Annotated in this window: 7 protein-coding genes; all 7 read left to right on the forward strand. The window is 67.4% G+C overall.

Going from position 1 to position 12,437, the window contains the following annotated elements:
• Window positions 1-432 precede the first annotated feature (432 nt).
• Window positions 433-7,923, forward strand: a complete 7,491-nt coding sequence (locus tag M2163_RS29430) for a ricin-type beta-trefoil lectin domain protein (protein WP_280849855.1) — start codon at window positions 433-435, stop codon at window positions 7,921-7,923.
• A 31-nt stretch (window positions 7,924-7,954) separates the two neighbouring features.
• Window positions 7,955-8,440 carry a hypothetical protein gene (locus M2163_RS29435; RefSeq protein WP_280849854.1) on the forward strand — a complete coding sequence of 162 codons (486 nt, stop codon included), beginning with the start codon at window positions 7,955-7,957 and terminating at the stop codon, window positions 8,438-8,440.
• A gap of 1,071 nt (window positions 8,441-9,511) precedes the next feature.
• The gene (rpsJ, locus tag M2163_RS29440; protein WP_003948644.1) at window positions 9,512-9,820 is read left to right on the forward strand and encodes a 30S ribosomal protein S10; all 309 of its coding nucleotides are present in this window, start codon (window positions 9,512-9,514) and stop codon (window positions 9,818-9,820) included.
• A 17-nt stretch (window positions 9,821-9,837) separates the two neighbouring features.
• A complete protein-coding gene (rplC, locus tag M2163_RS29445) occupies window positions 9,838-10,482 on the forward strand; it encodes a 50S ribosomal protein L3 (RefSeq protein ID WP_020135811.1) in 645 nt (214 codons plus the stop codon).
• 4 nt (window positions 10,483-10,486) lie between these two features.
• Entirely contained in the window at window positions 10,487-11,143 is a 657-nt protein-coding gene (gene rplD, locus M2163_RS29450; protein WP_053846788.1) for a 50S ribosomal protein L4, read from the forward strand.
• Window positions 11,143-11,562 (forward strand): 50S ribosomal protein L23, encoded by a 420-nt coding sequence (gene rplW, locus M2163_RS29455; RefSeq protein WP_053846787.1) that lies wholly within the window; start codon window positions 11,143-11,145, stop codon window positions 11,560-11,562. The genes rplD and rplW overlap by 1 nt, the downstream gene beginning before the upstream one ends.
• Window positions 11,563-11,600: 38 nt before the next feature.
• Entirely contained in the window at window positions 11,601-12,437 is an 837-nt protein-coding gene (rplB, locus tag M2163_RS29460; RefSeq protein ID WP_007384068.1) for a 50S ribosomal protein L2, read from the forward strand.

The raw sequence follows: 12,437 nt of genomic DNA on the forward strand, positions 1-12,437 counted from the left end.
CCCTCTGACGGTGGCGACATGCGAACGGCCCTCCCGCTCGGGTGATCCGGTGGTCTGTGCCGGGGCACACGGAGGACGTGTGGAGATCATGGAGGGATGAAGGGGACTGAACAAGGGCCATGAGGCTGGCTGTTGCCGTACAAGAGGGCTGGAGTGCCTTATTCCAGCTTTAATTCCCTTCAATCTGACCGGAGTTGGACCTTCTTGTCATGTTTCCTTCAGTGATCAATCGCACACAAGGTCGAACACTCTGGCGCGGAAGCGCACAGGTACTCAATAATCCCGGCTGATCATCTTCTTGATTTCCTCACACTTTTCTTACGGCTTCGTCCGCACCGCCGACCGGGGTGACTGCCCGGCCGCGCCCACCGGGGGGTTCCTTTCGTGTTCGGTCGATCACGTCCGCGTTGGCACCGGGGAATCCGCCGCGTCATGGCGCCCGGCGGTGTCCTGTTGCTGTCGCTCGCCCTGTCCATCGGCGTACTGGACGGCCGGGCGGTCGCCGAACCTCCCCCGACCGATGACGTCGCCGCCATGGTGGACGTACCGGCGATCGACCCGGTGGACGGCGCCGACCAGTCCCCGGACGGCTACGCCCGGCAGTACGCCATCGACCAGGCCCAGGACGACACCGACCCGCCGGACGGCAGCACCGCCATCCCGGCCGCCGGTCCCGACGGCACCGCCGACATCACGCCGGAGAAGCTGGCCGCCGCCCCCGACGGGCTCGTCCAGGTCGACGGCGGGGTCCCGGTCAAGATCGGCGCGGCCTCCGACGACACGGCTCAGCAGCCCACGGGCACCTGGTCGGTGAACGTCCTCAGCCAGGCCGACACCACCGCGGCCGGCGTGAACGGCCTGCTGATGCAGATCACCACCAGCGAGACCACCCCGGCGCCCGCCAAGGTCCAGATCGACGCCACCGACTTCAAGAACTACTTCGGCGCTCAGTGGTCCGACCGTCTCCAACTGGTCCGCTATCCCGAGTGCTTCCTCACCCAGCCCGACAACGAGGTCTGCGCCACTCCCGAGCCCCTCGACGACTCGGCCGACCAACTGCCTGACGCCACCACCACGGACGCGGACGGCAACGAGACCACCGACCTGGGTGCCAGCAAGGTTGAGGCAACCCTCGACCTCTCCACACCGATGGCCGCAGACACCGCGACCGGCACCACCACGGCCGATGCGGCGGCGGCCCTCTCCCAGGGCAGCGTCCAGTCGGCCGTCTGGCACGGCACCTCCGCGAAGGCGGTCAGCGCTGCCGCCTCCGCCGGGTCCGGCGGGGTCCTGGGTGTGGGCGACTCCGGCAACGGAGGGGGCGGTTCCTTCCGGGCCACCCCGCTGTCCTCGGCGGGCACGTGGGCGGCCGGCTCGTCGTCCGGTGGCTTCTCCTACACGTACGCGATCGACGCCCCGCCGGTCTCCGCGGGCCCGACGCCGACTGTCGCCTTCTCGTACAACTCCCAGGCTGTGGACGGCAAGACGGCCTCCGCCAATCCGCAGACCTCCTGGATCGGCGAAGGCTGGTCGTACGAGACTGGGCACATCGAGCGGTCGTACCGCGGCTGTGGCCAGGACCAGGACGGTGACAGCGCCAACAACAAAGGCAAGGCGAAGAAGACCGGCGACCTTTGCTGGGCATCCTGGAATGCGGTGATGACCCTCGGCGGCACCACCGTCGAACTGGTCCGCGACGACACCACCGGAGAGTGGCACCCGCGCTCCGACGACGGCACCAAGGTGGAGCGGAAGACCGGCGCCGACAACGGCGACGGCGGCGGTATTGACGACAAGGGCGAGTACTGGATCGCCACCACCCGCGACGGCACCAAGTACTACTTCGGCCTCGACAAGGTCGGCGGCGGACACGCGGACACCGACTCGGTCTCGACCGTCCCCGTCTTCGGCAACGACCCGAAGGAACCCTGCCACGCGGACGCCTTCAAGGACTCCTTCTGCGACCAGGCCTGGGCCTGGCAGCTCGACAAGGTCGTCGACCTGCACGGCAACGCGATGGTCGTCAACTACCGGCAGGAGTACAACTACTACGCCAAGAACAAGGCGAACAAGACGGCGGTCCGGTACGCCCGCGCCTCCTACCCGCTCAGCATCGAGTACGGCCTGAACAAGGACCACCTCGACGCGGTCCCGGCCGCCAAGGTCGAGTTCCGGACCGAAGAGCGCTGCCTCAACGCGAACAGCGGCAGGTGCGACGCGGACGACTTCGCCTCCGACGACCCGGCGAAGTACCGCGTCTGGTACGACACCCCGCGCACCCTGCTCTGCAAGACGGCCACCTCCAAGCAGTGCCCGACCTTCCCGTCCTTCTGGACCCGCAAGCGACTGGAGAAGGTCGTCACCTGGGCCCACCGGGACGGCACCAGCGCCCTCAGCCCGATCGACGAGTGGACGCTCAACCAGGCATTCAACGGCGGGTGGTACCAGACCTCGCCGGGTCTGTGGCTGTCCGGCATCCAGCACGGCGCCTACGACACCGACACCACCGACCCGGACGACGCGCCCGGCCAGACCCTGCCGGCCGTTCTCTTCGACGGCACCGCACTGCCCAACCGGGTGCGCGACAACAGCGATGACATCGAGCTGACCTACATCCATCCGCGCATCACCGGGATCACGGACGAGAACGGCAAGAAGACGGTCGTCGCGTACAACAAGGGCTGCACCTACGCCCCCGCCAAGACCGACATCGCCGACAACACCGCCGCCTGCTACCCGGTGCACTGGTCACCCGACGAGAGCGTCGAGAACCCGCCGCTGTCCTGGTTCAACAAGTTCACCGTCGCCCGCGTCACCGAGCAGGACACGGTCGTCACCCAGACCGCGCTCGCCTCACCCGACCTGGTCACCAGCTACTCGTACGGGGGCGGCGGCTACTGGGCCAAGAGCGACGCCGAGTTCACCAAGCCCTCGCAGCGCACCCACAGCGACTGGCGCGGCTACGCCTCCGTCACGACCGAGGTCGGCGATCCCGACGGAGCCGCCGCTACCCGCTCCCGATCGACGACGTACTACCTGCGCGGCTCCGGGAAGACCCTCAAGGACGACACCGGCACCACACTCAGCTCCGACGACGCCTCCGAATACGCCGGCCAGGCCGCCGAAGCCGTCACCTACCTCTCCGCGGAGAGCGCGGCCGCCGCGCACAGCCGCGTGATCACCCTGCCGGGCGCGAGCACCGAGACGGCCCGGCGGGCCCGCACCGGCGACAGCGACCTGGTCGCCCGCCGCAGCTTCATGAAGCGCGTGGACGACCTCACCGCCTACAACGGCAAGTGGCGCGGTACCCGCACCACCACCGCCGTAGACGGTGACGCTCTCCCCAAGCTCAGCGAGGTCTCGACGGTCACCCTGACCTCCCCCGGGGACACCACCCCGGTCGTCGGCGACACCACCTGCACCCTCACGACGTATGACAACAAGGAGTCGCTGAACCTCTACGGTCTGCCGCAGCGGGTCCTGACCACAGCCACCGACTGCGACGACGTCCCGTCCGCGGCCACGGCCCAGGTCGTCTCCGACACCACCACCGGCTACAACGCGCTCGGCGACGCCACCAGCCAGAAGGCCCTGAACGGCGACGGCACCGCGAGCGTCACCAGTTCCACCACCGCGTACGACGACTACGGCCGCGCCACCAAGGTCACCTTGGGCACCCAGGTGACCGGGACCACTTTCACCCCGGGCAGCAGCGACTACGTCGTCACCGGCACCAGCATCACCAACAACAAGCAGCAGACGACGATCACCACGGTCGACCCGGCCCGCGGTCTGTCCCTGACCACCAAGGACCCCAACGGCAGCGTCACGCGCTACGCCTACGACCTGCTCGGCCGCCTCACCACCGGTTGGCTCCCCGGCGACGACGACTCCCTGCCGACCACGAAGATCACGTACGGGCTCGGCTCCAGGACCCCGACCAGGGTCATCACCAGCAGCCTGCGCGACAACGGCACGTACAGCGACTCGGTCACCTTCTACGACGGCATGATGCGCACCGTCCAGACCCAGTCACCGGACGCCACCGGCCTTGGCCGCATCGTCACCTCGGTCCGCTACGACGATCACGGCAGCTCCGCCCGCACCGACAACGGGTACTACACGACGGGCCTGCCGGCGAAGACCTGGCACCTGCCGACCAGCCAGCAGCCGATCCCGAACTCGACGAAGACGACGTACGACGGCCTGGGCCGTCCGCTGAAGTCCGTCACCCTGCACCACAACGCGGAGTTCGCGACCACGACTGCCACCTACAGCGACAGCGACGCATCGGTCCTGGTCGTCCCACCGGCCGGCGGGACCGCCACCAAGACCATCGGTGACGCCATCGGCCGCGCGGTCAAGCAGATCACGTACACCAACGCCGCCCGCACCGCGAGCACGTACACCGAGACCACGTACGACGCCCTGGGCAACCGCACCCAGGTCAAGGACGCGTCCGGTCACCTCTGGTCCTGGACCTACGACTCCCGCCACCGTGTCCTGACCAGCACCGACCCCGATTCCGGCACTAGCCGGACCTGGTACGACGACCAGGACCGCGTCACCCAGACCAAGGACGCCACCGGCAAGATCCTGCGCTACGGCTACGACCCCCTGGGCCGCCAGTCCTCCCTCACGGTGGGCTCGGCGACCCTGCCGACGGCGGAGTGGACGTACGACACGGCGACCAACGGTATCGGCCGACCGGCGACCTCGGTCCGCCACACCACCCCCGGCTCCGCCGCCGGAGACATCGTCACCGAGGCGACCGGCTACACCCCGAAGGGCCAGCTGACCGGCAAGACGGTCACCATCCCGACGATCACCGGCACCACGAACAACCTCTCCGGCTCCTACCACTGGTCGTACACCTACACCCGCACCGGCAAGCAGCAGTCGGCCACCCTCCCCGCCACCCCCGGCGGCATGGCCACCGCCGAGAAGATCATCACCCGTTACAACGCCCAGGACCTGCCGGTCTCCACCTCCGGCTGGGACTGGTACACCACGGGCGCGATCTACAACCCGTACGGCCAGATCACCCGCACGACCACCGGCCAGAACCCCTACCGGGTGTGGACCAGCGCCCTCTACGACGAGCCCACCGGCCTGCTCGTCCACTCCTACGCCGCCACCCAGACGGCCAACGGCCTGGTGTCCCAGACCGCCTACGCCTACGACCAGGCGGGTAACACCAGCCTGGTGGCAACGGGGTCGACCTCCGGGGCGACCACCACCTGGGACAACCAGTGCTTCACCTACGACGCCCGCGGCCAGCTCGTCGAAGCCTGGACCGGCGCCACGGCGAAGAGCTGCACGGACTCGGCGGGCACCACCTGGAAGGCGACCGACGGGTCGGCGATCGCATCGGGCGGAGTGGGCACCGCTCCGTCCCCTTCGACCATCGCGACGGGCACGGCGACCTACGGATCCCTCCCGTACTGGCAGTCGTACCGCTACGACGACCTCGGCAACCGCACCACCGTCACCGACCACAGCACCCAGCGCACCTCGACCGGAGCCCTCAACGCGGCGCTGGACGGCGGCACTTCGTACGCCTACGGCGACACGGGCCAGCCCAACACGCTGACCGACTGGACCAAGAAGACGGTCACCCCGGCCGACTCCGGCACCAAGACGGTGACGGAGACGAACTCCGCCACCTTCGACGACGCCGGCCGCACCGCCACCCGCACGATCAACGGTGACTCCCAGTCCTTTGTGTACGACGGCGAAGGCCTGCTGACCTCGGTGTCCGGCTTCGGCGCGGGCAAGGGAGCCGTCACCGGACCGGGCGGCCTGTGCCTGGACGACGCCGGCGCCGGAACGGCCGACGGCACGGTCATCCAGATCTACACCTGCAACGGCAGTCCCGCGCAGAGGTTCAGTGCGAACGGCGGCAAGCTGACCGTGCTGGGTAAGTGCGTGACGGCGGCGGGCACCGCCTCCGGCTCGGCGATCACGCTCAAGACCTGCGTGCCGGACGCTTCCGCTCAGTCCTTCGTCCTCCGCTCGGACGGCACGTTCTACAACGCGGCCTCGAAGCTTTGCATCAACGCCCCCGCAACCACGGCAGGTACGGACCTGACCCTGGCCACGTGCACGGCAAGCGCGTCGACGCAGAAGTTCGCCCTCTCCGCGAGCACGTCGTACCTGTACGACGCGGACGGCAACCGGATCGCGAAGACGACCGGCGGCTGGACCACGCTGTATCTGGGGGAGACCGAGGTCTGGGGCTCCCAGACGAACACCTCCACCAGGGCTGTGCGCACCTACGCGCAGGCGGGCGCCCCCGCAGTGGTCCGCTACACCTCCAGCGCCACCTCGTCCCAGACCCTGGCCGCACAGATCACCAACACCCAGGGCACCGGCACGCTCCAGATCAAGCTGGCGTCCGGGATGGCGGTCGTGTCCCGTTCGTACGACGCGTGGGGCAACCTGCGCGGTGACCAGGCCGGTCCGGCCGCCTGGGCGGGTTCGCGGACGTACATCGGCGGCGCGGACGAGTCCAGTACGGGCCTGATCCACCTGGGCGCGCGGGACTACGACCCGGTGACGGGGCGCTTCACGACCATCGACCCGGTGATGGACCTCTCCGATCTCCTGCAGCTGGGCGGCTACGCGTACGCGGACAACAGTCCAGTGACAAAGGAGGACCCGAACGGCCAGTTCTGGAGCTGGTCGCAGATCAGGCACAAGGCCTGGCAAGGGACGAAGGCCATCGCGCACGCGACCTACGAGTACTCGGGCGCTGCGGACTTCGTGAACTGCTACACCAACCCCACCCTCAGGGCCTGCCTAATGGCCTCGGCCACGGTCGGCATCCTCGTCGTCACCCGGGGCACGGGAGAGGTACCCCTGATGACGGTCAGGGTCGAGATGGGCCTGAGCAGCAGTCTGCTGATCCGGGGCACGGAGCAGGCGGCCGTGAAAACCGCGGCCAAGGAGTCGGCCGCCCCCGCGGTGAAGGCCGTGGAGAAGAAGGTCGTCAAGACCGCCGAGGAGAAGGCGGCCAAGGCGGTTGAGAAGAAGACGGCCGCCAAGGCGACTGAGCGGTCGGCGGCGAAGACGGCGGAGAAGGACGCGGGCAGGGCTTCCGACGCGGGGGAGGACGCCGTCGAGGCGGGCGGCAAGTGCAACAGCTTCACGCCGAACACCCGGGTACTGCTGGCGAACGGCAAGTCCAAGGCCATCAAGGACCTCCGCCCCGGCGACAAGGTGAAATCCACGGATCCGGTGCTGGGCGCTCTGACCACCCAGACGATCACGGCCACCATCAAGGGCCACGGCACCAAGCACCTGGTCCGCCTGACCCTGTCCAACGGCAAGTCCATCACCGCCACCGCCGGCCACCCGATCTGGCTCCCGAAGGAACACCGCTGGGCAAAGGCGAGCGAACTGCGGTCTGGGGACTGGCTGCAGACGTCGGCGGGGACGTATGTCCAGGTCACGGCGATCAAGGCGTGGACCCAAACGGCAACCGTCAACAACCTGACCGTGTCCAGCACACATACGTACTTTGTGCTGGCGGGAGCCATTCCGGTACTTGTCCACAATTGCACCAGCGGCGAGAACGGCGGCAGGTATGGTGATTTGCAGCCTGCCGGGGCGGGGAATGAGATCAATCACGTTCCCGCCAACTCCACTAGCCCTCTCAGCAAGTACAGCGGTCCTTCGATCCGGATGGAATACGATGACCATCGTGCGGTCTATAGCACTGGCTCGTACCTCGAGTCGCAGGCTTGGCGTATGAGGCAGAAGGAGTTGATAGACGCCGGTGATTTCCGTGGTGCAATTCAGATGGACGTGGACGACATCCGTGCCCGCTTCGGCAGTAAGTATGATGAGGCGATCGTGGAGATGTGGATGAGTCTGAGCTCGAATAAGGCCCTGCGGAAGTGGGCGGCGGGACGGAGCTAGTAGTTCCGTATGGAAACGGAGTAGGGGTCGGATGTCGTCGGATTGGAAAACTGAGATCGTCGAGTGCGGTGACCTTGTGCAAGACGATGATGAGTTCACGCCTCCAGAGGAGGCAGCGCGACGCTGGAATCGGTACGTTCAGTTGGCCGATTCTGTGACCGGAAAAGAAGGAGCAGAAGGCGTCGCCGCGATCGTCTCCTCGCTGAGGGCGGAAGAGGATTATGGGGCATACCAGGCGGCGCACGCAGCCTTGTCGCGCTTCCCTCCTGTGGACCTCGGGAAGGGCGTGGCGTTGGCGGCGAGTGAGCTTGTCTCGATTCCGAAGGACGGCAGCGGTAACGTTCTCTTGATTCTGGCGCGTTCGGGTTCCGTTGCCGTAAATAGCTTCAACGAGACCATCCGGGCATCTCATTCGAGTATTCAAGGCGACATGCGCGCACTCGTGGAGTTCCATGAGGAGGAGGAATGGCTTTCTGATGAGGCCGTTCGGAATGTTCTCCTGACGCCGCGCGGATAGCTGCATGGCGGGACTGCCTTGGCGTCCACGCCGACGGCAACGTCAGCGGCGCTGACGTCCTGAACAGCGCGAACAACCCCGCCCTGGGCGTCTGCCTGAGCGCGGGGCTCGTCTTCGCGCCGAAGGGGGACGTGGACAAGGCGCGAGCGTGGGGGAGTTGGAGGCGAACGCGGTCGAACTTCAGCTCTACGACCCTCTGGCCCGCAGGGCGGACTTCGAGCGGGGCCCGGCGCCCGAGCTCGGCTTCGTGCCGGAGGAACGGCCGGTTCGGCGTCCGCTCGGTTGGCGGGCGGCGCCGTGGGGGGCGGCTCGAACACTTGCTGGAGGTGGCGCGGGTGCGGAACGTGGAGCTTCACGTGATGTCGATGGACCGAGAGAGACGCGCGGGGCCGGCGGGTGGCATTAAGGTGCTGACGTTCGCGGACGTTTCGGCTGAGGGTGCTCGCCGGTGGTGGCCATGGCCGCCCGGTCCGAGAGCTCAAGCGCCTCCGCATCCTTGAGCTGCGGTACGGAATCATCCGTACCGCAGGCGCTCACTCTCTGTGAGTCACAGGTCTTCGTCCAACATCAGCTGGCGGACACGTGATCCAGGGCACCGACTCCCAGTTGCAGTGGATCAAGAGCGGGGGTCGCGGTAACGCCCAGCGCGGAGCGACCTGGAGTGCTGACCGTCACGCCTGGACGTTCGAGCCGTGTTTGACCTGCGTCACTCTCGGGGTATTGTCTCCCGCTCGATTGGCCAGGCCCGTGCCCCGTATGGCAGACTAGCGGGGTTGCTCGGTCGAGTGTTGATGCTGCGCGCCTCCCGCCGGGAGGACCGGAAGCGAGTCCCACAGTACTCGTCGTTCCAACTGCCGTAAGGCAGCGCTGGGGCGGACGTACGGGAATCTTTCGGGAAGTGTCAGTGCGGCACCGGCCAGGCACCCGGTGAACCTCTTTCTCAGGCAAAAGATGTTCGGACAAGGGACATCTGTGTCAGCGAGAGTGCGACACGCCCGACCGCGTGGGTCGGAGGAAGTCAAGGGAACGCCGGGTTCCAGAGCTGTAGAGAGACAGGACTAACGAGTAGCCATGGCGGGACAGAAGATCCGCATCCGGCTCAAGGCCTACGACCACGAGGTCATCGACTCCTCGGCGAAGAAGATCGTCGAGACGGTGACGCGCACTGGTGCGTCGGTCGCGGGCCCGGTGCCGCTGCCCACTGAGAAGAACGTGTACTGCGTCATCAAGTCGCCGCACAAGTACAAGGACTCGCGCGAGCACTTCGAGATGCGCACGCACAAGCGCCTGATCGACATCCTCGACCCGACCCCCAAGACCGTTGACTCTCTGATGCGACTCGACCTCCCGGCCGGTGTCGACATCGAGATCAAGCTCTGAGGCCGGTGATCTGAACGATGGCTAAGCAGATCAAGGGCATCCTGGGCGAGAAGCTCGGCATGACGCAGGTGTGGGACGAGAACAACCGTGTTGTTCCGGTCACCGTCGTCAAGGCCGGCCCCAACGTCGTGACCCAGGTCCGTACGAACGACGTCGACGGCTACGAGTCCGTCCAGATCGCGTTCGGCGAGATCGACCCGCGCAAGGTGAACAAGCCCCTCAAGGGCCACTTCGCCAAGGCCGATGTCACCCCGCGTCGCCACCTCGTCGAGATCCGCACCGCGGACGCCTCCGAGTACACCCTCGGCCAGGAGATCACCGCTGAGGTGTTCGAGGCCGGGATCAAGGTCGACGTGACCGGCAAGAGCAAGGGCAAGGGCTTCGCCGGTGTCATGAAGCGTCACAACTTCAAGGGCCTCGGCGCCGGTCACGGCACCCAGCGCAAGCACCGCTCTCCCGGTTCCATCGGTGGCTGCGCCACCCCGGGCCGCGTGTTCAAGGGCCTCCGCATGGCGGGTCGTATGGGCAACGAGCGGGTCACCACCCAGAACCTGACCGTTCACGCCGTTGACGCGGAGAAGGGCCTGCTCCTCATCAAGGGTGCGGTTCCTGGTCCGAACGGCGGCCTCGTCCTGGTCCGCACCGCGGCCAAGGGGGCCTGAGGATATGAGCACCATTGACATTCTGTCGCCCTCCGGCGACACCGCCGGGACCGTCGAGCTCCCGGCCGAGATCTTCGACGTCGAGAAGGTCAGCATCCCGCTGATCCACCAGGTCGTCGTCGCGCAGCTGGCCGCTGCCCGCCAGGGCACGCACAAGACCAAGACGCGTGGCGAGGTCCGTGGTGGCGGCAAGAAGCCGTACCGCCAGAAGGGCACCGGCCGCGCCCGTCAGGGTTCGACCCGTGCGCCGCAGTTCGCCGGCGGTGGCGTCGTCCACGGCCCCGTGCCGCGTGACTACTCGCAGCGGACCCCGAAGAAGATGAAGGCCGCGGCCCTGCGCCACGCCCTCACCGACCGGGCCCGCCACAACCGCATCCACGTCGTCTCCGGCGTGGTCGAGGGCGCGACCCCCTCCACGAAGGCCGCCAAGTCGCTGTTCGGCAAGATCTCGGAGCGCAAGAACCTGCTCCTGGTCGTCGACCGTGCCGACGAGGCCGCGTGGCTGTCCGCCCGCAACCTGCCCCAGGTCCACATCCTGGAGCCGGGCCAGCTGAACACGTACGACGTTCTCGTCTCGGACGACGTGGTCTTCACCCAGGCCGCCTTCGAGTCCTTCGTGTCCGGCCCGAAGGCCAACGACACCGAAGGGAGCGAGGCCTGATGGCTACGCGTCACCCGAGCATCGCCTCCAAGGCTGCGAAGGCCGCCAAGGCCGCGCGCGTCGCCAAGGCGCGCCGCCACGCCGCCGAGGGCAAGAACACCGTCGTCACGCCGGCGAGCAAGGCCTTCACGGACCCCCGTGACGTCCTGCTGAAGCCGGTCGTGTCCGAGAAGAGCTACGCGCTTCTCGACGAGGGCAAGTACACGTTCATCGTGGCCCCCGGCGCCAACAAGACCCAGATCAAGCAGGCCGTCCAGGCGGTCTTCTCGGTCAAGGTCACCGGGGTCAACACGATCAACCGCCAGGGCAAGCGCAAGCGGACCCGCACCGGCTTCGGCAAGCGTGCCGACAGCAAGCGCGCGATCGTGACCCTTGCCGAGGGCGACCGTATCGACATCTTCGGCGGTCCGACCGCGTAAGCGGGTCGGATCGTCCGATATCGGACGAGGACTGAGAAATGGGAATCCGCAAGTACAAGCCGACTACGCCGGGCCGTCGTGGCTCCAGCGTCGCCGACTTCGTCGAGGTCACGCGGTCCACGCCGGAGAAGTCGCTGGTCCGCCCGCTGCACAGCAAGGGCGGCCGTAACAACGCCGGTCGTGTGACCGTTCGCCACCAGGGTGGCGGACACAAGCGCGCCTACCGTGTCATCGACTTCCGTCGCCATGACAAGGACGGCGTGCCGGCGAAGGTCGCGCACATCGAGTACGACCCCAACCGCACCGCGCGCATCGCGCTGCTGCACTACGCCGACGGCGAGAAGCGCTACATCCTCGCCCCGCGCAACCTGCAGCAGGGTGACCGCGTCGAGAACGGTCCCGGGGCCGACATCAAGCCGGGCAACAACCTGGCGCTCCGCAACATCCCGGTCGGTACCACGATCCACGCGATCGAGCTCCGTCCCGGTGGCGGCGCCAAGTTCGCCCGCTCCGCCGGTGCCTCCGTGCAGCTGCTCGCGAAGGAGGGCACGATGGCCCACCTCCGCATGCCCTCCGGTGAGATCCGCCTGGTCGACCAGCGCTGCCGCGCCACGGTCGGCGAGGTCGGCAACGCCGAGCAGAGCAACATCAACTGGGGTAAGGCCGGCCGCAAGCGCTGGCTGGGCGTCCGCCCGACCGTTCGCGGTGTGGCGATGAACCCGGTTGACCACCCCCACGGTGGTGGTGAGGGCAAGACCTCCGGTGGTCGCCACCCGGTCAGCCCCTGGGGTCAGAAGGAGGGTCGTACTCGTTCGCCGAAGAAGGCTTCGAACAAGTACATCGTCCGCCGCCGCAAGACGAACAAGAAGCGCTAG

It is taken from the genome of Streptomyces sp. SAI-135 (assembly GCF_029893805.1).
GTDB lineage: Bacteria > Actinomycetota > Actinomycetes > Streptomycetales > Streptomycetaceae > Streptomyces.